Origin of the sequence: Acidithiobacillus ferrooxidans ATCC 23270 (genome assembly GCF_000021485.1) — a bacterium.
Taxonomy (GTDB): Bacteria; Pseudomonadota; Gammaproteobacteria; order Acidithiobacillales; family Acidithiobacillaceae; genus Acidithiobacillus; species Acidithiobacillus ferrooxidans.
Genome location: NC_011761.1, coordinates 1,034,017 through 1,055,517, shown reverse-complemented (window position 1 = coordinate 1,055,517; position 21,501 = coordinate 1,034,017). Strand labels below are relative to the sequence as shown.

The 21,501-nt window shown below is 57.0% G+C and carries 13 protein-coding genes, 6 tRNA genes and 1 pseudogene; 11 read left to right on the top strand and 9 right to left on the bottom strand.

The annotated features are described in order from the left end of the window. Positions 1-279 precede the first annotated feature (279 nt). The 4 genes and pseudogenes from AFE_RS16735 to AFE_RS15570 form a co-directional block, all read right to left on the bottom strand. Complete coding sequence (locus AFE_RS16735) at positions 280-582, bottom strand: hypothetical protein (RefSeq protein ID WP_049759432.1); 303 nt, start codon at positions 580-582, stop codon at positions 280-282. A 321-nt stretch (positions 583-903) separates the two neighbouring features. Continuing rightward, the gene (locus AFE_RS16730) at positions 904-1,071 is read right to left on the bottom strand and encodes a hypothetical protein (RefSeq protein WP_236608977.1); all 168 of its coding nucleotides are present in this window, start codon (positions 1,069-1,071) and stop codon (positions 904-906) included. Positions 1,072-1,234: 163 nt separating this feature from the next. Beyond that, positions 1,235-1,369 (bottom strand): annotated as a pseudogene (locus AFE_RS17065) (ESPR domain-containing protein); the annotation flags it as partial. 131 nt (positions 1,370-1,500) lie between these two features. Then, on the bottom strand, positions 1,501-4,476 hold the full coding sequence (locus AFE_RS15570) for an autotransporter domain-containing protein (protein WP_012606881.1): 2,976 nt from the start codon (positions 4,474-4,476) through the stop codon (positions 1,501-1,503). 203 nt (positions 4,477-4,679) lie between these two features. Here AFE_RS15570 and AFE_RS05710 point away from each other — a divergent pair, with 203 nt between their 5' ends. After that, positions 4,680-8,108, top strand: a complete 3,429-nt coding sequence (locus AFE_RS05710) for an AAA family ATPase (RefSeq protein WP_012606879.1) — start codon at positions 4,680-4,682, stop codon at positions 8,106-8,108. Positions 8,109-8,189: 81 nt separating this feature from the next. Here AFE_RS05710 and AFE_RS05705 read toward each other — a convergent pair whose 3' ends face one another. The 5 genes from AFE_RS05705 to AFE_RS05685 are packed head-to-tail and all read right to left on the bottom strand — an operon-like array spanning position 8,190 to position 16,352. Beyond that, on the bottom strand, positions 8,190-9,875 hold the full coding sequence (locus tag AFE_RS05705) for a hypothetical protein (protein ID WP_041645616.1): 1,686 nt from the start codon (positions 9,873-9,875) through the stop codon (positions 8,190-8,192). Position 9,876: 1 nt separating this feature from the next. Next, positions 9,877-11,706: a TnsD family Tn7-like transposition protein gene (locus AFE_RS05700; protein ID WP_012606877.1), complete on the bottom strand. Its 1,830-nt coding sequence runs from the start codon at positions 11,704-11,706 to the stop codon at positions 9,877-9,879. Positions 11,707-11,717: 11 nt separating this feature from the next. After that, complete coding sequence (locus tag AFE_RS05695) at positions 11,718-13,376, bottom strand: ATP-binding protein (protein WP_012606876.1); 1,659 nt, start codon at positions 13,374-13,376, stop codon at positions 11,718-11,720. Further along, on the bottom strand, positions 13,357-15,525 hold the full coding sequence (locus tag AFE_RS05690; protein WP_012606875.1) for a Mu transposase C-terminal domain-containing protein: 2,169 nt from the start codon (positions 15,523-15,525) through the stop codon (positions 13,357-13,359). The genes AFE_RS05695 and AFE_RS05690 overlap by 20 nt, the downstream gene beginning before the upstream one ends. Then, on the bottom strand, positions 15,522-16,352 hold the full coding sequence (locus tag AFE_RS05685; protein WP_012606874.1) for a heteromeric transposase endonuclease subunit TnsA: 831 nt from the start codon (positions 16,350-16,352) through the stop codon (positions 15,522-15,524). The genes AFE_RS05690 and AFE_RS05685 overlap by 4 nt, the downstream gene beginning before the upstream one ends. A gap of 171 nt (positions 16,353-16,523) precedes the next feature. Between AFE_RS05685 and AFE_RS05680 the strand changes: the two genes are divergently transcribed. The 10 genes from AFE_RS05680 (at position 16,524) to AFE_RS05630 (ending at position 21,385) form a co-directional block, all read left to right on the top strand. Further along, complete coding sequence (locus AFE_RS05680) at positions 16,524-17,147, top strand: hypothetical protein (RefSeq protein ID WP_012606873.1); 624 nt, start codon at positions 16,524-16,526, stop codon at positions 17,145-17,147. Positions 17,148-17,167: 20 nt separating this feature from the next. Then, on the top strand, positions 17,168-17,605 hold the full coding sequence (locus tag AFE_RS05675) for a ribonuclease H family protein (RefSeq protein ID WP_012606872.1): 438 nt from the start codon (positions 17,168-17,170) through the stop codon (positions 17,603-17,605). A 267-nt stretch (positions 17,606-17,872) separates the two neighbouring features. Further along, positions 17,873-18,103, top strand: a complete 231-nt coding sequence (locus AFE_RS05665) for a hypothetical protein (protein ID WP_041645602.1) — start codon at positions 17,873-17,875, stop codon at positions 18,101-18,103. After that, entirely contained in the window at positions 18,100-18,939 is an 840-nt protein-coding gene (locus AFE_RS15565) for a DUF4326 domain-containing protein (RefSeq protein WP_012606870.1), read from the top strand. Before AFE_RS05665 ends, AFE_RS15565 begins: the two co-directional genes overlap by 4 nt. A gap of 566 nt (positions 18,940-19,505) precedes the next feature. After that, positions 19,506-19,582: transfer RNA gene (locus tag AFE_RS05650), tRNA-Trp, on the top strand. A gap of 1 nt (position 19,583) precedes the next feature. Further along, a tRNA-Met gene (locus AFE_RS16000) sits at positions 19,584-19,658 on the top strand. A 534-nt stretch (positions 19,659-20,192) separates the two neighbouring features. Further along, positions 20,193-20,268, top strand: a tRNA-Gly gene (locus AFE_RS05645). Positions 20,269-20,415: 147 nt separating this feature from the next. Then, positions 20,416-20,491: transfer RNA gene (locus AFE_RS05640), tRNA-Ala, on the top strand. 642 nt (positions 20,492-21,133) lie between these two features. Continuing rightward, positions 21,134-21,208 (top strand) — tRNA-Asn (locus tag AFE_RS05635). A gap of 100 nt (positions 21,209-21,308) precedes the next feature. Beyond that, positions 21,309-21,385, top strand: a tRNA-Pro gene (locus AFE_RS05630). Positions 21,386-21,501 lie beyond the last annotated feature (116 nt).

Below are 21,501 nucleotides of genomic sequence, written 5' to 3'. Positions count from 1 at the left end.
TGATGGTACCGGTGTTGCTCAGGGTATTTCCGACACCGGAAAGCTCTACAGCGGCTACCGTGTTGGCATTTGCAGCCCCCGCTGCATTGGCACCACTTTTGATCGTCCCGGCATTGGTAATCGTCGATCCACCCGCAGAAACGACACCAGCGCCGCCGACTCCACCGATGCCATCGGTACCAGCTACTCCATTTGCTCCGACCGTACCACTCGTGCTGGCAGAACCCCCTTTACCGCCGGCACCTCCAGAGCCGCCAATTGCCCCAGCTCCGCCCGAAATCAGCCCTTGGTTCTGAAGAGAAAATCCACTTCCAGAGATGCCAGCACCACCAGCGCCGCCATTGCCACCCGCCCCACCATTGCCGCCCGCCGCGCCATTCGGAGAACCGGCACCCGGGCCCCAACTTCCACCAGCTCCACCGTTGCCACCAGTTCCTCCACTAGCACCAGCACCAGCGATGATAGTACCAGACTGATTCGAAACGGAAAAATTACTTCCTTGAATGGCATCGTTGCCACTGCCTCCCGCACCGCCGTAGCCTCCCGCACCGCCGCGTTGCGTACCAGAGTACTCCCCACCACTGTTTTGTTCGTCGTAACCCTCCGCTCCACCAGAGCCGGCGCCCCCTACGCCACCAGCGCCCCCCGCGATCAGCCCCCCGGCATTGCCGAGCTGAAAACCGCTCCCATAAAAAGCCGCGCCCCCCTGAGCACCACCACCAGCATTCGGACCACTGGATGAGTATCCTGATGCAGAGGCACCGTTTCCCCCAGCCCCCCCAATACCTCCTACAATGGTAACCCCGGAACCAACGCTGTCGTCATCGCCCGAAGTCAGGCCCGTAAACGCGGGCTGACCACCTGCCCCGCCCCCGCCGCTACTTGTCGAGAAGGGACCATTATTCACTCCGTTTCCTCCCGCACCACCCGCACCCACGCCATTACTGGCGGGCTTTCCAGGAACGCCGTCCGGGTGATTCCACGCGCCGAAAGGTGCCGAACCAGCCCGGCCATAATAGTCGGAGTAAATGGTCCATAGGCCCCCAGCAAAGCCCCCAGGAGGGAAGCCATAACCACCAAGAGCTCCACCGCCAACCGGGATACCATTAGCAGGATTGCCTGCATAATAGCCCTGAATAGTTCCTCCCGGTTTACCGGCGGTACCCGTAGAGCTGACCAATGTCGTCACTGCTGCCTGCGCAACACTGGGTACGAAGGAGCACAAAAGGATGCTTAACGTCAGGTATTTTCCCAGCTTGCGGAATCCCCGCCCTACGCCGGGAGCCTTACCTCTACCTCTGGCGTGTTCCGAAACCACCTGCAAACATCCCAGGGCGCGGTTAAAAATGATACGGTAGGCGGTATTCATCGGCACAAACTCCCTTTGGTGTATTTCTGTATTCTTAGCGGCTTGTATCCAGCCTGTTTTTTGAAGAATGCAAGATTCACAAAAACTGGAACGGCACCTATCGGAACCGTCCCAGCGTCCGAGTCAGATCATTACCAGCGATAATTCGCCAGCAGGTCAAAGGTATTGAGATGCACATCTCCAGCAAACTGGCCGTTATAGGCCAGTTTCACGGTCCACGGGGTATGATGCCCACGCAGCGTGACGCCCGCTCCCGTATCCAACGCGCCATTAGGCGTGACCAGTCCGGTTTCTGTGGTGCTGGTTAAGCCAACGGTTTCCACCTGGGCGACCTTGAGGGTCCCCGCATAGCCGGTACCACCCACGGACACCCAGGGAATCAGGGTCATGCTCCCCAAGGAAAGATCCGTACCCGCCCGCAGCCCGCCGCTGAAGGCCGCGACATTGGTATTCAATGAACCGTAGCCAATGTTCAGGTTCACCAGTTTATTGGCGCCATTTTCCTGGAATCCATTGACATAGGTGTGCACGTAGTCGATGCGGCCATAGGGCATCAGGAAATTTTGTCCCAGTGGAATCAGGTACTGTGCCTGCAAGCCGGCTCCGAAATACCAGCCGTTCGTAGCCCCGACGGCAGTTTCGTATATGGACTGGTTCTGAGCATTGAAAATATTGCGGCTACTCGACTGATGCAGATACCCGGCCCCCAGGGTGGTTGACAAGCGCAATTGCCCCAGGGTGTCGATGGCGTAGGCAAATCCGCCGAAGCTATTGGTACTGACCTGCTGCGCGTCGGTATTTGTACCCGTGCCCGATCCGGCAAATGCGGCACCCAGAACCAGGTGATGGTTGATCGCCAGGCCGTAGCCAGCAATACCGCCATAGTTCTCTACCGAGGCGCCGTTGGCGCGACCGAAGGCGCCGAAGCCTTTCACCCAACTGCCAATCCGGCTGTCGGTAAAGCGCGGTCCATCGGAACCCTGCACCTGACCCGCACCATCCAGCAGGCTGGAGACGATCGCATCACCCCCGACATTCACCGCGTAGGTGGAAGCAGCTACCGCGCGTCCACTGTGAAATGCTGGGGCATTACTCAACGTTACGCCGGGTGCAGGTGCGGGTGCAGGTGCGGGTGCGGGTGCGGGTGCGGGTGCAGGTGCGGGTGCGGGTGCAGGTGCAGGTGCAGGTGCAGGTGCAGGTGCAGGTGCAGGAGCAGGAGCAGGAGCAGGAGCAGGAGCAGGAGCAGGAGCAGGAGCAGGTGCAGGTGCAGGTGCAGGTGCAGGTGCAGGTGCAGGTGCAGGTGCAGGTGCAGGTGCAGGTGCAGGTGCAGGTGCAGGTGCAGGTGCAGGTGCAGGCGTCGGCGTGCCAGCCACCGCCATCTTGAGCGTCGCATCCGTGGCGCTGTAGCTCATCTGGGGGGAGACATAATTCGCCAACGCCTGCATGCCCGAAACGGTGCCAAAGCTGCCCACGATGCTTCCGGCATGAATCAGGTCATAATTTGCCCCTACCGTATAGGCCGAAGCCGCACCGTTGGGAACGACATCCAGGGTACCCGCCAGGTTTGCAGTTCCGGTCACCACAAGCTGACTGTAGTCGGTGCCTGCCGTGCTATCCGCGGGCGTAATGGCCATTTGCAGAACCCCTCCGGCGCTCTGCGCGTAGTTACCCGCGATGGTCTGGCTTGCAGGGCTGATGCCACCCCCCGTTGGCGTCGCAAAAACGCCCACTGCCAGCGTTCCTTGATTGTTTACCGTCGCCACACTCCACATATCAGCCGTAGTTACATCGCCCGACGGGGTGATGGTAAGGGTGCTCTGGGGCGCGATGATGGGAGATCCAGAACCCCAGCTTTGCGCGCCACTCAACAAAAACGTACTGGCAGTGGTACCGGCGTTTACAGTACCGATAACTTCGCTACCCGAATCGAGAATGACCGTCGCCGGCTTGCTGCTAATCGAGATGGCATAGTTTTCTCCCTGAATGATACCGGAATTTGTCAAAGTGGACTGCACGCCAGCCAAAGAGCCATTAAACAAGGATGACTTAGTTATTAACGCAATGCCTGTGTGGCTGTTAGGTCCTCCCAACAGGCCAGAATTATTGATGGCAGAAGCGAACCCTCCAAACATAACCTGCACACCACTGATTGTTCCGGTGTTAGTCACAGTCGAAACCTGGCCATTGATAGCCAAACCTGTTCTTGCCCCGACGATGGTCCCGCCGTTGGAGATCGTGCCGGTATTTCCCACCTCCACCACCGCAGCCGACGAACCGGTATTGGTAATCACGCCATCATTATTGAACGTACCAATGAGGCCAGATGAAGTTAATATGGCAAGCGCACTACCGCCATTGATCGTTCCACTGTTACTCAATAGTCCAATGGTGCCGCCATTACTTAGTAGCGCCGCTTTGCTGTAAGAGTTAGACGGATTGGACGCGCTAATAATCCCGTCATTGGTCAGGTTGGAAATGGTGCCGTAATTGCTCACGCCAAAGCTCTTACCGCTGATGGTCCCCTGATTGAGTAACGTGCCTATCTGACTGGTACTGCTATTGTTAGAGACCCCGACGATACCGCCCTGAATGAGGCCACCGCTATTCTGTAGAAAACCAATACTGCCACCATTCAACACGCCTTGCTTAGTGCCAGATATGGTCCCAGTGTTGCTCAGGGTGCCAATGCCACCGGTAGCAGAAACTTGGCTGACGGCTGCCGAAGCCCCACTAATGGTGCCCTGGTTGGCCAGCGTTCCGGAGATGGTGCCGCCGGGTATCAATCTGACCTGACTCGTGCCACTGCCGGTAATGGTGAGGTTGCTGATACTGCTGCTGATGTATTTTGCGGTCGCCGCGTCGGTAAGACCGGGAGCTAACACGCCCGCCCCCACCATCAAAAGGGGTACCGCCGGCTGCAATACGGCCAGAATCTGTCGCAGGAGCAGGCCCAGGGCCGGCACCTGATTCTTATCCACCGCCGGAGCACCTCGCACCCCCGCACCGACCACCCCTCCGGCAGCGCCCCCGCCGGTCTTGGCCAACTCCGAGGCGACCTGCAGGCAGCCGAGGGCACGGTTAAAAATTAAACGGTAGGTTGCGTTCATGCTTCTTTTTCTCCTGAGCGACAGCTTGCAGCAATAGTGATTGCTTATGAATTTGCGCAAACTGTAACAAATTTAGATACGCTTGTTGCGTTTTTTGACCGTTACGCAAAAATCATTTACCATACATAATATTACATGACACATTGAGAGCCGTGTGGATGCCTGCGAACGAAGCGGTGCTAACAATTCGCCTTTTGGGAGACATGGAGCTACGTTGGCAGGCGCGTTCCCTACCGTTACCGCACCGTACGGCACGACGGCTCCTCGCCTATCTCTGCCTGCACCCTGGTCGTATCCATAGGGCGGAACTGGCAACGCAGCTTTGCTCGACAGAATCCGACACCCAGGCGCGCAACCAGCTCCGGCAAGCCATCTTCCAACTCGCGCGGACCCTTCCCGCCAAAAACTCCCCTTTTCTGCACAAGGGAGACTGGCTCGAATGGCGGCAGGGCGAGCGGCAAGAAATCGATCTGCCGCAGTTTTTGGCCGCTGACCTGCAGGACATCGAATCTTGCAGCCGGGCCATCGCGCTGTATCGAGGAGAATTTCTCGCCAACGAAGGGGTTAATGACGGTAGCCCTTTCGCGATCTGGGCCGGGAAGCTGCGCGGCCTTGCCGAACATCGTCTTCAACAGCTCTATCAGGCACTCGTCGATCATCATTTGGCCGCTTCCAATTCGGAAGTAGCATTGAACTGGGCCACACGCTGGACGCAGGAGTGCCCGCTCCTCGACCTCCCCCATCTCCGCCTGATGCAGATTCTGGCGGATGCAGATCAAACACAGCAGGCCCTGTATGTCTTCGAACAGTTCCGGAACGCCAAGGCCACCATGCGCGGCGAAAAACCCAATGCGACGCTCAACTCGCTCTACGGAGAACTGCAGGCCCTACGGACGACCAGCATAGATCCGAAGATCGACGCCGACATCCCCGGTAGCGTCGCCATCACCGTACTCGCCATCTTCCCTGGACCAGGCTGGGAAAGAGCTTCGGACGAAGAAATCCAAGCGCATATACAAAAATACCATGCGGTAGCACATCAAATTGCCGGACAGGTCTCGGCACGCGACCGTGTTACTGGTGACGGCGTGCTGGAACTGATTTTCGATGGTGAAAATGTGGCTGCGGAGGGACCGCTCGCTGCCGTCCGAGCGATGGCGGCACTTCACGAAGCCCGACCCGAGGAAGACGACGCCGTGTTCCTCATTGATTATGGTCGGATTCTTCACAACAACACCGGCGAACCCGTGGGACACCTGTTTCGTTCGTTGCGGCAAAGCGCCCGAAACCTCCCGGCAGGGGCGCGTATGATCCTGGGTCAGGCGGCGTATGTCTTGCTCCCAAATCCATGCCCCCCCTTTGTCTTCCAGACACTGGACCAGGACAGCACCGCCTTGTATCTCTGTACCTGCACCGAGGACACTTCACCTGATCTCAACGCCCCTATCGCCCACGGCAAAATCCACCAGGAGCTCGTGCGCAGGATACGGGCGGTCCTCGATGGCCATCCTGGAGAGTGCCTGTGGGTCGTGGGACCGCCTGGGATCGGGAAAACCTGGCTGTTCCAACAGGTACTGCAACCTTTTTGGGGACAGGTTCCAATCATCCGCTACCAGACAAGTGCTGCCCATCGCAACCAACCTCTGTACCCAATGGCCCAAACTCTGCGACGCCTGCTCCGACTCGACGGCCTGGAAAAATCAGTAGCGCAGCGGGTGCTACGGCAACATTTACAGACTTTGGGCGAACAAGACCCTCTCCTTTTGCGCATCTGGTTTCACTGGTTGGAGGTTTCCACCGAGCCAGACGACACCCAGCCTATCTTGCAGGAGTTTCGTCACCTGCTCGAAGAGAGCGCTTTGCAATTGCTCGCGCAGATCTCTCCCGGCCCCCATATCGTCGTCGTCGAAGATCTGCATTGGGCAGATGCCAGCTCCATCGCCTTGGCGGAGCGTTATATTCAGCGTTTGCCCCATCTCCCGGTACTCATGCTGATCAATAGCCGCGGTCCGCTACCGGGGTTCGCTGATCCCACCGCCACTTTTCCATTGCATCCCCTTCCAGACCAGGAAGGGATCCGGCTGCTGCAGAAGCTACTGCCCGTGGTGATTCCGACCGATCAACTGCAAGCCTTCTATCGCGCCAGTACCGGCATCCCCCTCTATCTCGATAGTATCGCGCGCAACCATGACCACTTCCTACGCGAGGATCTGCAGACCCATTCTGGTGCCCTGGAGGTTATTTTACAGGCACAAATCGAGCGGAATCGCGACTGCCTGGACACCCTGGAGGCCGCCACCATCATCGGGAATGGACTGACCAGCAGCGATGTTGTACAGCTGTCAGAGCAGATCAGCGAGCAACAAGCGGAGCGCCAGCTCGAACAACTGCGGTCGCGGGGAATCCTGGAGAAAGCGGGCGAGACCTGGAGCTTCCGTCATGACCTTCTGCACTCTGCAAGCCGCAGACGCATGCATCCGGGGCAGATGCAGAGGATGCATCTGCGCTGGGCGCAACACCTGAGCCATCAGGCCGCGCACAGCCCGGCCCTCATCGCCCAGCACTTTTTGGACGGTGGCGACGCGCTTTCGGCGGGCCGCTTCTTTGCCCGCGCCAGTCGTACCGCGCTGGAGTTAGCCGCTTATCGCGAGGCGTTGGCCAACAGTGAAAAAGCACTTACATGCCTCGAGAACGCTACTGCAGAGCGCTATGCCCCCCTCTGCGATCACTATCTCGCCACCCGGGCACTCTATGGCTATAGCTCGGAGCGGGTTTTGTCCGATGCCAGTGCACTCGAGAAACTCGGCGAAACCCTCGGCCGTCGGGGGTGGCCACTTTTGGGACTGCGCTACGGACAATGGACGACGGTGAGCTCCCAGTATAGCAGTCGGGAGGCCATGCTCGCCGCCAGCAGGATCATCGATACGCCGTACGACGAGGTTCCACCAGAAGCCGTCATCGCCATCGGTCATTATGCCCTGGGGTGGACCGAGTTCTACCGAAACCATCTGTCCGCGGCACAGTCCTATCTACGGAGCTGCCTCGACCATTGGCGGGAGGCGTGGGTTGCTCAAATGCAGCTGGTGACGGGAGTAAGACCACAGGCTGCCGCATTGGGGTACCTCGGACTCATCGATATCCTGCAAAATGATATTCCGAGCGGTTTAGCGCGTTTCGACCGCGCCGAAAGCCTTGTCTCACCCGACCGTAACCTCTACATGTGGCTGTTCATCAAGGTGATGCGCGCCACCATGGGCATCTGGACCGACGACAGCGCCGACACCCTGCGCCGTTGTGAAATCATTCTGCGGGTCAACGCCGCCCATCGACTGCAACCCTGGCAGGACTTCATTTGCGCGGTGGAAGCCTGGGCCGAAGCCCGCCAGGGTCGACGCAGCGCGGAAGCCTCGCTGTGTCGCATTCGCCAGCATATCAGGGCGGTGGAACGCTCCTGGCGTTTTGGCGCCAGCATCCTCTACCTGTTTCTCACCGATATCGCGGTGCGCAGCAAGCACCCCCAAGTCGCGGCAATTTCCTATCATGCCGAACGCCACACCCGCCGACACGGTGCACTCTCTCTGCTACCTCGCCTACAGCAACTCAGCCAAACCGGAAAGCGTAGGCCTAGTTGACGGTACTACAAGGTTACAGTACCAATTCCCCGCTACATTGGGTTGTGGTGAAGGATGAGAGTCCGCTTCTGGCCGATAAGATCACTTCAAAATCACCACGCAATCGGACCATGACTCCCCTGTGATGTCCAATCTGCCGGGAACCTCAAAGAGCTTTTTCCTCAGTTTTTCCGCCCAAACGCCATTCTGTTGCTGCTCATTACCTCCCGGATCAGGTCTCATCACCTTCCGCAGCCGCTCATAATGAGCAAGCTGGTCACCTTCATTCTCCGTAACGTCCCAACGTCCTCCCCGACAATCCAGCCGGTGAAGAATCAACAGGATATGGTTTTCGATATCTCGAAGCCCGATACTACCCTTGAATCGCAGCAACAGCGTAGACAAAGCCATTTTGTTACTATGCTCCACATCCAGCAACACCACCGGGAACGTCTTTTTCTGGAAAAATACGGCAACCAGGCATAATCTTTGGCGCCTTCCGACCATGGAAAAGGCCTGCCCGGTTTCAAGCCGGCACAGCGCCGTCAAAACACGGACATCTATTAACCCGTTCGCCATGGTACGGATCACCTGCATCAATCGCCTTAGATCGTCCGCACCTTCACCTTTCTCGACCGCAAGCACCTGAAACTCCATGGGCAGGAGATCGTCGTGCAGAGACTCAGGGGAAACGCTCACTTTAGGCGGTGGCGTTTTTCCACTTCCCCGATATTTTCCGGTCCTTCCCTCATTTTCACTGGTGCCCGCGGCGCCCTTGTTTCTACGCCTGATAACACGTATCCGATCCTTTTTATCCACCCGACGCACTTCGATTTCCCGGTCGAAAATGCTGGTTCTGGTCAATATCGGCAGGGCTGGCTGATGAACATCCGTCCTACTTCCCGAACCTACCGTGTCTATGACAGGAACGTCACCTGATGACGACCCACCGTCTGGTCCACGCCTTTTAGGCTGACTTTTTGGCATCCGCACCGTAATCGTTTTCCCCAGCGACGGATGAGAAAAATACAAAACATCACAGGGTACCCTCTTCCCCGTGAACTCGGAGATTTCTAAGATAAGCCACTGATTTCCTTTCCGCACTCCACGAAACTTAATTCCACAGTCATGCAGATCGGGAGGATCAAAGGTCATATACTTTTGTTTGAATGTCCGTTCGTAAACACTGTCCCAGGCGCGTTGCCCATCAGGATCCACCGCCAGCCAAGAAAACTCCAAGATAAATGACCTCTTGAGTGATCTCACTGGCATTTGCTGGGTATAATCGAGCTGCAGACGAGGATGAAACCCAGGTTCGACCGGCCTGAAGAGCGTCATGATGCCTCCAGGCTGCATAATATGATTGGCAAGCGTTTTATTATGCAGGAACAGGCTACGGATGAGTTCCATGGTCGGCACCAAATACTCCACCTGACCCACTCGATAACGCAAGAGTCGCTGCACCCCGTGTGATTTTCCTTCGAACGAATATAATTCTGGCGGAATGTCGGACGAGTTGATTTCCTCTCCTGCCGCCAGATTGGGAACAATCACTTCCGAATATTCGCCGTAGGTTATCGGGAGCAGCCTACCTTCGGAGAAGCGATAACCGAGTGCCAGTACCGGGAACAGCCCAATAGGTACGCTCCACATGGCAAATTTGCCTGACGACACGCCGCAGGTGACTATACGTACCCGCCACCCCTTTTTATCGTCTTGTTCGACTCCAACCAGCCAGTGTAGCGTCAAATCTTCAGGCACTTTGCGCAATACGTCTATTCTGATCAATTTATACCTCAGAGGATCCAGCCATTATTTCCAATGCGGCCAAGGCGGTTTCTACGCTCGGTGAAGCTATCGAAGGCAGCCCTGCTAAGCGGCGTACCCGCCACGATCGCACAGGCAACGCCTGGCGATGCAATTCTGCAGTAGCCCAGACAATGCGACGCAACCGAAACGCATCGGTAGTTTCCATGACCTCGCCAAGCACGCCGATACTTTTAGGCAGTTTTACCTGTCGTTCTGACATCCGGAGTGGCCGCCCCAACTTGCGCTCCAAAGCAGCCTGAGTAACGCGTTGCGGCGGAACCTCCCGAGTGATTTCCCGCGCAGCCTTACGAAGTTGGGCCGCCATGCTACGATCCAATGTCTCCCAGTCCACACGCTGATCAGGCCATTTCTTGTGCAGTGCCATCGGTGAGTGTTGCTCCAGCCACTCCCTGTCATGGCAGTACAACCATGCGTGTTCTTTGGGTAGCAGGAGTGCCAGTCGCCGACGTGATAAATCAGCGTGATTCTGCCGCATGTCCAACCACCGTGTTCTTATGGCATCCCGGTCTGGCACCAATGTTCGGGAATGTCGTGCGGCTAAGGGCTTCCAGGGCACATTCAACCCGCGTCGGGAGGCGTGCAACCTCACCGTCCCCGGATCAATGGCAAGATATCTGGCTACCGCCCTGAGTCCCAGGCCTTCCGCCACTTTCTGCCGGATTTGATCATCCAGTAGGGGGCCAAAGTCCAAAATGCGCGGCGAACTCCTTGATCCCACCTCTCGACTGTACACAAAGCCGCAGGCGCAGGAAAATCGACCAATCACCCGATTCTGTTCATGGCGAACAGCGATCTCGTGGATCACGTCTTGCCCATAGTGGTCTGCCAGATGATTGAAGCAGGGCCACGGTCCCTTGCCGAAGGGGGTTGCCGGCCGCCGTTGCGGCGACCGTTTGTCCAGAAAAATCTGGAATAGAACATGCCGCAACGGATGAAATGCCTTTCTGTGTTTCCGTACCATGGCCATAGGCCAATCGCCGCCGAGACCACCGGGGATAAGGTCGATTACTGGTTCAAACAGGCTTAAAAATGCTTCCCTGAGAAGGTTCTGAGCGACATTCTCCTTGCCTTTGCCGAAGCCGCGATCAATCACTGCGCTCCGATAATACGCACCCCAATCACAAAAGCGGGAGCGCACTGGCGGATGATCGAGCAACGCCGCGCTCCGCTTGGCAATCTCTTGCAACAGCGTCACTTGGCGCGGGCTACTCGCCCAAGAAGGGAGTGCCGCCACAGGCGAACAGTTCTTTTGATCCGCGGCGATGAATTCGTGCTGGTTACTGGCACCTTGAGAGACCGCACTGTCCGCCAGGGCCTCGCCATGATCCGGACAAACCAGAACGCCGGGGAGTTGATGGCTGCGCCTCCAATATCCTTCTCCATAGCGGCTCAACATCTCGCCAAAGCAGATGGGACAATACCGTAAGTATGCCGGAGCCGAAATCGCGCTCGCCGCAATACCCAGACGCACATGCACGGCATCCGCCGGGCCGTCCACTAATGACGCCAGTGCGAATTGTCCCACTGACTTCGGCTCGAATGCCGTGTAATAACGGTAGAGGGTAAAATCCTTGGTCAGCCTTTCCGGACTGAGTCCGCGATCGGCCGGTATTCTTTGGCTCAACGCCGCCACATGACTTTGCAAGCCCACCGTCGCCCGCACCCCGGTTTCACCAAAGAGATCATACAGGGTGTGTTTCGGGCTTCTGGAACAAACGTGGCGATGATAACGCGCAAGCGCGCTGTATAACAGTTCTTCGGGATAAATTTCCGGGAAATAGGCCAACACGGGTGGCTTTTTCAGCTCGCTAGATCGGCCATCGGCGGTTTAACGGCGCCCGCCGCAAGCAATGCATCGTAAGCGGATACGCCCTCTTTTTTGGCCGAGATGATCGTCCGGAGGTCCTGCGCATCCACGGGAAGTGGTGTTTTCGCGGTTTTAGTAGCGCTTGTAGTCGACTTGCGCGGTTTCTTAGAGGGATTGGCGGGTACGCGATCACGTAATTTAGCCGTAATAATGCCCACGAGATCTAGCGCAGACAGGCCCGGATGCTCTGTTTCGGCTTCCGCCACCAGGATTTCCGCGATGTCCCCAGCCAACCCGAGCTGTTCCAAAATAGGCAAAAGGATGCCGCGCACATCCAGATTCGTGCTTGCCGCCTTTTCGGTCGTGACCGAAGCCACCGGAGAGCGGGTGGCGAGGACAGGTTGCCCTGGCATGCAACTCAGCGCGTCGCTGAACACCTGCAGAACCTGGTCCTGCATGGGGCGGATGTCATCATATTGTGCGATCGCCTCGCGATCCCCACGTTTCAACGCATTGATCATGGGCGCGATAAGCCGCATGTGCTCACTAGCCACCTGTCGCAGCAGACCAGCGTCGATACGTTCAGGGCGACGGTTCAGAACCCCGAGCTGAATGGCGCGCAGCTGCGCCATCATGAAGAGATTGATCAACACGTCCACAATCCCCTGGCTCTCTTCATATAACACCTGACGGACTTCGTCGGTAAGCGGCGATATCTCCCGCGTCCACTGGTAGGCCCACATTCGCTCGACAAAATAATTCCAGGTCGGCTCGTTCTCCATGCGCTCCCAAACCAGACTCCCCAGACCGCTCGCGCGACGTGCCTGCCGGAAGTCTCCCTGCAACAGGGGCAGCGCGCCCATCGTGCCGATGAGGATCACCGGGATACCAATGGTATTCACCAGGGTCACGAGGAAGTTCAACAGCGCTTCGGCCCCAGCACCTGGCGCTTCCCGAATGTGCTGGATTTCATCGACAATCAGCACACCCAATGCGTGCAGGTTCGCGACATGCGCCATATGCACCATCATCTCATCGACGGATCGCCGGCTACTCCCAAATTGCGCGCTATAACGCGTGCCCAACAAGTCATCCATGCTCCGAAAGAAGCTGATGCAAAGCTGCTTGGGCGACCCCTTGTGCGGGCTATCCAGCTTGAGCCAAACCACTTGGTCGATACTGCGGGGCTCGGCATGGTGAATTTTTTGCGGATATAACTCCAATATTCTGGCCATGCCGTAGCTTTTGCCGATGCCGGAACATCCAATCAGCGCAAAACTGCTCGCGGTTGACCGGACAGAACGTCCGCCGGCCATGAGATCCTTTTCAAATACCCGGGTAGCGCCTTCCCGGACGCGGCGGGTATAGTCAGCCGTGGTGGGGTTGCGGCACAGATAACCTTGACGGATCAGAAGGCCAAATTTTGCTTCCAGGCTGAGGTGGGTTTCCAGCGGCTCAAAATAGCCTTTAAGCCGCGAGATGCAATGGGCGCGCAGATGCGCGGGATAACCGCGCTCCGCCGCGTTGAAGGTGGGTGGAGCCGCCATGGCCAGCAAGGCGTCATGCGTTGACATGGGAGGCGGCAATTTCGCGATAAAGGGGTTATCCCGATATTCGGGCAACGTGAGGTCCTCATCCGCCGTGGTCGTCATCACCCTGATCCTCCCGTTGCCCGCGCATAATATCCGCTATCCCGGGGAGACGATAATCGTCGGCCTCTTTTGTTTTGGGAAAAGGCAGCACTGCCGCAGTTCCCGGCGCTTCCTCACTGGGAGGAAGCATCCTGAAAGCCTCCCGCTTTCTGTTTTCCTGACTCTCCTTGCTACGATTTTCGCGGATGTTTCCTGTCCGCTGACGCGCGCTGCCAGAGGGTGGAGGTGCTTCCGATCGCATGGCTTCCGCCTCATTCACGATCCCCTTAATTTTTTCATTCAAGTTGATGCGGCTACGAAGGACTTGCGGCTCATGATTCCTTTGGCTTCGCCTCTCTTCGCCATTTACCTGAAGAATTTCCCATAGCATTCGACCCCGATGATGACGGCTTTTCTCTGTGAGCGTGCAGGGGATAAATTTCCCGCGCTTGACGTCTTCGTGCAGATAAATCTCGTCCATGTGGCGAGGATCATAGGAAATTCGAACTTTCCAGCGTCCCTTTTGGCGTGCGCGTTCGAACCAGTGCTCTTCCATCGCTTTTTCACAGGTGTAAAAGCAGGTCGCATAGCGGATTCCTGTAGCGGTGACGGTCGCATCATCGCTCGGCATCAAGCTCAACTGGACTTTTTCCGGCGCGAATGCGCGTAAGCTGCCACTACGACGGGCAACACCCCACTCCCACAACTCGCAAGGAATTTCCGGTACCCGGTCGGCGATCATATCCGGTGACTTTTCATATTCACTGAGCGGGTGCTGATTGTTGTAATACAGGATGCAGTAGAGAATGATGCGGGTGAACTGGTCTATATCGAGAGTCGCGTCGAGGCGGTAGTCCCTGGCGCCGCGCTCTTGGTAATCCGGAGCAACAAAGCCCGGCGTAAAGGCCTTGAAACGCGCGGGAAGCAAACGAAACCGCTGTTCCACGATGCCTTTCCAGTCCGCACGGTACGGTGCGGCATTCTCGACGTGCACCTGATAATTCTTGATGAGCGTCTCTATGGTCTTGCCCGCAATTTCTCCCTTATCGCCCAGCAATACGTCGGGCATGGCCTGACACGGCCAATCCGCGTCCTGAATATCAACACCGAACTGACGGCAATAGGCCACTTTTGACGTTACGGCGTTCGTCAGCGCCATCATCGCGCTGACCCAGGACGGACCTTCCAGGCCCACGTATACGCCCGTAATCATTCTGCTGAAGACGTCTATCACGATATAGAGTACGGGTCGCCCCACGATCATGGTGCGGTCGTATCTGGAAACCAGGTATACGTCCGCGATGGTGGCATCAATCTGATAACGCGATGCCGGGCCAACGGTTTCGGCCGTGGAGGATCCCAGGATTGCCCGCATATCCTTGTCATATACTCTGGGGGTGCGGCGTATACGATCCAGACGGAAGACGTCGTTATCCTTCTCATACCAGTAGCGGAATTGCCGCAAGCTGGGAATATCTTTTTGCGGAACCAGTTCCTGCTGGCCGGTGTGTTCGTTGATGACGCGTTCGCAAAAATTATCGGCGATCAGCTCGTCGTAGGCACCCCGAAAATCCAACTGACTATTGGTGATGAACTTCTTTGTGGCAACAGCGCGAAATAGCTGCCGCATCTCTGACGTCACGTTGACGCCCAGATCATCTCGATCAGGAATGCGCCCGCGTTTTTTTTCAGAAACGGACTTGTCTTTGCCCAGCCCACCACACCGCGCATAATCAGGCAGCAGGGCGTTGGGTGTCATGCCGCGCTGCCAATACCGGCGCAGAAAACGGTAAATCGTTTGCTTGGTTACTCCAGATTCTTCCATGCCCCTTTTAACCGCTTCGCTACGGGCAACGGCATCGAAAATGGCCGGTTGATCAAAAATCAGCGGACGAATCGTCTCCCAAGCGGAATCGCGTTTGTCCCGGTAGATCTCTGATATGTTTTCATCCGCCAGTGCGAGTAGCCATGGGTCATTCTCAACCACGCGCCACTCGCCGGCATCGCGCATCTTCTCTATTTCTTCCGCTTGGTAGAATTCTGGCAGAGCATTGGCATCGCGAATGTCGATGGCATATAGACCCCGCATTCCTGGATCAATCCAGAGCACACGCTCAACTCGGTGTTCCTCTGGAAACTCCAGCAAAAGATTCACAGACAAATCCTTCATCCGCTGGCCCTCCTGGATTCATCCGTGGGCACCTGAAATTGACGCAATGGCCAGGTGTCCGTAATAGCCGTATCCATGGGACAGGAAATCGCCTTCCGTGCCAAGAGGTGACGGATAAGCAGGAGACTGTCGCCCACATGCATGGCAAGTTGCTGGTCCATGGCCAGACAGAATTGCCTCAAGGTGGTTGCGGGATGGGACGGGAGTGCCCGCAACAGCAGGCGTGCCTTTTCTTGATAGTAACCTTCGTAAGGCGCGGTCAATTGGTCAAGTGTAATATAGGGATGCAGCCATGCAATGTTGGTGACTATTGCTTCGGGGATATCTCGCTCAGTGATGATTCCCCAGTCCACGCCCTGCTGTACCCAATAGCGCCGTTCGATTTCCAGCTTATCAATGACGCGAGGTTTCTCGAGTTCGCTGGCGGGCTTGACGGCACGGGCCAACTGCCTCAGCTTCCCTTCATAAGCGATATCGACCAAAAAATCCGTAGTCATGACTATTTCTGTAGCGGCGTCTCGCGGATGCTTTATATCGAGATCCGCGGCAATACGGCGGGTGTATTCACGGTCGAGGGGATACTGCTCGCGGATGTCCGTAACGGTATCCGCCCAGTCAAACTGGTAAAAAGTATCTCGCTCAATGTCGGAGAGGAAGTGGTGTACGCGGCCGGTCTTGATTCCGGCAATTCGATGTGAGCGGCCATAGGAGGCCACATCCTGTATGGTCAGCCACGGCTTATAACTTGTACCGCGGCCTTGCCCTCGCCCTTCTTTCTGGAAGCGCGCGATTTTGCCTTCATCAAACGCGTAACGCCGACGAGCCATAGCAGGTATCCCCAACCTGATGATCTGTGAGTCAGCATACACCTTCACTCCAAAGCTGAAAACACAGGATGATACTTTTTTGTCGAGGATGATACTTTTTTGTTCAGGATGAAACTATTTTGTCCGGGATGATACTTTTTTGTCCGTTAACAGGAAGCGGAATCCCGTCTGATGATGGCATTACGCTTTCTGGTGTTCGGAGTTTTTTCAGCGAATGATGCGGACGCGGGTCCGTTGCTTGATGATAAGTTGGTAGTGGAGAGCGCCGACGAGGCCGACGAGGCCATGGATCCACGACTGCTCGCCTGGCAGGAAGACCTGGCGCTGACCCTTGCCGAAAACCTCCCTGGTGTGCTTTCCGCACGCATTGGTACTCCGGCCTCGTGGGATGACGCTACCCACGAAGGCTTTCAGATGCGGAATCTGGCCGGGTTGATGGCTACCGTTGCACCTGATGACCATCCTGAAGTCTTGCAGTCCACGCACGTTGCCATGGGTTTGTATCTGGTGGACGAGGACCTGGAATTGCGTATCGGCATTTCCCGCGATGAACAGTTCATCAACGGCTTTCGCTGGGCCTGCCATCAGGATCCGGAAACCGAAATCCATGAGGCGTTTGACGCGTTGCAACAGATTGGCATCTCCGCTGCGCAGATCCATGTTGCCGACGAAGTTCTGGGTGATGAGCGCTGTCCGGATTGCGGAGCGCCTTACTTCCCCAGCGCAATCGGCCAACCTGACCATGAGGACGCGGCAATGGCAGGCATCATACCCGAACACCACCGTCTGCACTGATAAAAAAAGAGAGAGTTATCATGAGTCAATGGAAAATCTGGTGTGACGGAGCCTGCGCGCCGACCAATCCCGGCCCTTGCGCCTGGGGTGCCGTGATCGAGTCTCCAGATGGGGGGCGCATGGAACATTGCGGCTTCATCCAGCCCATGGGGACCAACAACATCGCCGAGCTGACTGCGGCCATCGAATCGCTGCGCAAGGTCCCCGCCGGCGCCCAGGTGGTGCTCTGTTCCGACAGCCAGTACACGCTGAAAGGTCTGGGGGAATGGCTCCCGGGATGGATCCGAAAGGGCTGGCGCACGGCATCCGGATCGCCGGTGCTTAACAAGGAACTCTGGCAGGCACTCCACCAGGAATACGCGGCCCGCAAGGTGAAGCTGGAGTGGGTCCGTGGCCACAATGGGCACCCGGAGAACGAATTGGCGGATCGGTTGGCGAACAGGGGGCTGCGTAGATGAGCTTTTTTGATCAGGAAGTGCTTCGAAAAGCCGGCAAGGTTTTCTGCGAAGAGTGTCGGCATTTTGAGCCTGGATTCACTGCGAAAGGGGTGGGTTTTTGCGCGCTCACGAAGAGTCGCACTGTCCTCGTGAGGGAAACCAACCGAAATGTTCCAGATCGCCAGGGTTTGCCGCCGGACCCGAATCCGGACATTGGTTATCCGGCATGCTTCCCTATGGCGCCCAGGGTGTGCGCGAAATTCCAACCGACCCAGCATGAGGCGTGATATGGAAATGCCAGATGATTTTCTTGAGAGATGCAACGTGCTCGATCAGGGCCCCAAAATATGGGTGCCCTGCTTGGTCTTGTTCGTCATATCCATCGGAGCCGCCCTATTTTTGGGCCACGCATGGGAACAATGGGCGCTCTTGTTGCTCATTTTTTCTTGTGGACTATTGGGCATTCCTGTTGGCTTTAGAGCAAAACGCAAAAGAAAGCAGACAGGCGAACCTCAATGACGCACGCCATCCTCAACACTAAAACCGACGATTGCCGCGATGCAGCCTATATCGCCCGCCCTTCCCCGCTGGGCAATCCCTATGCCATTGGGCCTGACGGGAATCGAGATGCGGTGATCGAACGGTACCGGGGTTGGTTGAATGCTCGCATTGCCGAGCGCGATCCGGTGGTCTGCACGGCGCTTCTGGGTATCCGCCCGGGCCAGCCCCTTTCTTGCCGCTGTGCGCCGGCCCGGTGCCACGGGGAAATGATTGCCGAAGTCCTGGATGGCGGCGTGCAAGAGCGGTTACGGGCTCGCGGGGGAAGGGCTTTGCGATATGCCGGCATCGGTTCCAGAAACACACCGGAACCTGTGCTGCAGATGATGCGCAAGGTGGCGCACCGTTTGTCCGAGTTGGGCTACACATTGCTGTCCGGCGGCGCGGTCGGCGCGGATTCCGCTTTTGAGGCGGGCTGCTTTTCCAAAAAGGAAATCTATTTGCCGTGGCCCGGCTTCCGGCACTTGCGAGGACGGCATTGCGTCACCCTGCCGAGCACGGAAGCGTTTAGGGTGGCAGAGGTGGTCCATCCCGCATGGAAACGGTTGGACGATACGGGGCAAGCCCTCATGGCGAGGAACAGCCATCAGGTGCTCGGCGCCGATCTGCGGTCACCCGTAGACTTCGTGGTGTGCTGGACGCCTGACGCTTGCGAAACGGAGGCCGCCAGATCCAGGGCGACGGGCGGCACCGGTCAGGCGATCGCCCTGGCGGATCGTTGGGGTGTTCCGGTCGTGAATCTGGCTGGAGGCAAGGTGGCGATGCAGCGATTAGCCAAGTTGGTGGATGGCGCTTGACATGAGTACACGATAGTATATTATAGCGTCTTGTAGGGACGCTCTTTGAAAACTGGGTTGACGCGCTTGCCATGGTTGCTATAGCACATACCAGATCTGACCAGGTGTTTGCATTTGCTCTGATATGCATGCGCGGCAATCGATGCCAAAGAATGTCTTGACATTGGCACAATCTCCACATAATGTGCCCAAATTGAATTTTTCGGAGTTGAGAATGAACACACGACAAGGCGATATCATAGCAAGCCAAGCATGGCATACGGAAAACCGTATGGATTGCTGCGAGCGCTATGGCCTGTTGTCCGCGACACCGAAAAATATACGCGCTATTCAGTCAGGATTTATCATGATCTAACCGGGACCCCAAAATAACGGAGTCCCATGCAACAAAGGGGCTCCACCGGATACAAGAACCGGCAGCCTCGTGAAAAACAGGCTGCCGGTTTTGTTTTGTCGGTTCACCACGCTCTTTGAAAATTGAAGACATACCTGTGTGTCCATCGTCATGATGGGCGCACACCAGAACCTACGGTGCTCAGGTAGGTTGCGGTGTGCGTTTGCATAATGCCGACATAGCTCAACCTGGTAGAGTGCCCGCCTCCAAAGCGGGATGTTGGGGGTTCGACTCCCTCTGTCGGTGCCATAGCGGGAAGGTAGAAAGGACTTACGTCCGGCCTCATAAGCCGGAAGACGCCGTTCGAGTCGGCATTCCGCTACCAACACAGCATTGCCCTGTTTTCCCAGGGTATGTAACGCCCTCTTTCGGCGGGGAGAGGAGCGCGAAAACACGCTTGCGGCCATCCGGATGAAGGTAAGCGTACCTGCCACCAATTTCATGATCAGGTAGCTCAGTGGAAGAGCAGCAAGGTACAGAACAGGCCAGCGGTTCGAATCCGTTCCCACTTTCAGCGCGATGTTGGTGGGTAGCTCAGTGGCAGAGCAGTTCTGGAAATGCAGGGGTCGGTGGTTCGAATCCACCCCTGGTCGCCAAAACCCCTGTCCTCGCAGGTAAACAGAGGGCTCGCAGCGGCTAGTTGTGGTGTTTCTGGGTCTCCTGAGATCCGGCGGTCCGAGCCGAAATCGCGGGGATTGCCGTTTTGCGGGATTGGCAGGAAAAACCCGCAGGCAGATTGTCCGTAGTTCACCTGTGAAAACGGTCCTTGCGTAGGCTGCAAGGCAGGCGATCTTGACCTGTGATGGGCGGGATTCTGTGGAAAAAGCCAGGCTTTGGGGTGGTTCCCGAGGCCGATTTCGCGGGCTTGGCATATCGGCCTTGTGCAATAGCCTTCCAAGCTGTCCAGGCGGGTTCGATTCCCGCAGCCCGCTCCATATTCCCGTCAATGGGAAATGTCTTGACTGCCGTGCCAGTGCGACAGCAAGACGAGTTTCACTGGCTGGTTTCGCGCTGCGACGGGGCGCGACAACGAGATCAAACAACTGGCCCTTATTGCCGCTTGTTAGCCGTCGCCATTTTATGGGCCTGTAGCTCAGTTGGGAGAGCGCATGCTTTGCAAGCATGATGTCATCGGTTCGATCCCGTTCAGGTCCACCAAATTCCCTCAATTCCCCCGTCCTGCCGGGTAATTCAGCAGGTGCCTTTCCGGTCGGGTAATGGTCGCGCTCTGCAATGGGCGCGAATCGGGCCGGCGGTTGCCGCATACGATAGCGGGCCATGCCCCACACATCGCGAAAGACCCGGTGCCTGGCGCGGTGGAAGCGGATTGCCTGGATACTATCTGGCAACTTCGTGGACGCGCCTAGTGGCGTGTGACATCAGGCGGCATGGGGTGCTTGGCAGGGTGCATCGAGGAGTCCCAACGGAACCAACCCTGCAAGTCGTGGCGTTTGGAATGCGCCGCGCATCTATTCCCCGCCCTGGGTTACGGGATGGTGGCTGCCCACCATGAGCTTGTATCGCCGCTAAAGTCATTGCGGGGGTTGGCAAGGCAGATCCGGTCGAAAGTCCGGGATAGGCGGCCACCCTATCCGTTGCAAAGTGGCAAGCCGTCTGGCTGAATACCGGGCGCACTTTTTCTATGCCGCTGTACCTACTTGTAGGGCTTTCTGAAAAATTGCCGATCCACGGGGTTATGCAGCGGCGCCTATTTGCACTCACGCCAGCGGACCATATTGCCGATGCGGAGCGCAAAAGTGGCGGCCCGTCGCGCCGGTGTCATCCGGCTACAGGGCATCTTGGGGTGTAGCTCAGAGGCAGAGCAGCCGGCTGTTAACCGGCCCGTCGAAAGTTCGATCCTTTCCTCCCCAGCCAAATGCGGAACGTTAAACGAGTACCCGGTCTTTCGATGGGGGAAAGGCGTCGAGCATAATGGCGTTTTCAGGCGGGTTTCGCCGAATAAAAACCCGCGCTTCGGGGTGTGGCCTAATCTGGTATGGCGCTTGCTTTGGGAGCAAGAGACTGTAGGTTCAAATCCTATCGCCCCGACCAATTCAGAACCAAAAGTTAGGCACTCAATATTCGAGTGTCTTCCTGTTGGTGAGACGGTGTGCCTGTTGAGGTCTGCCGTTGCCGTCTGAGGCACCTGGTGTATCGGATCCCGCTTA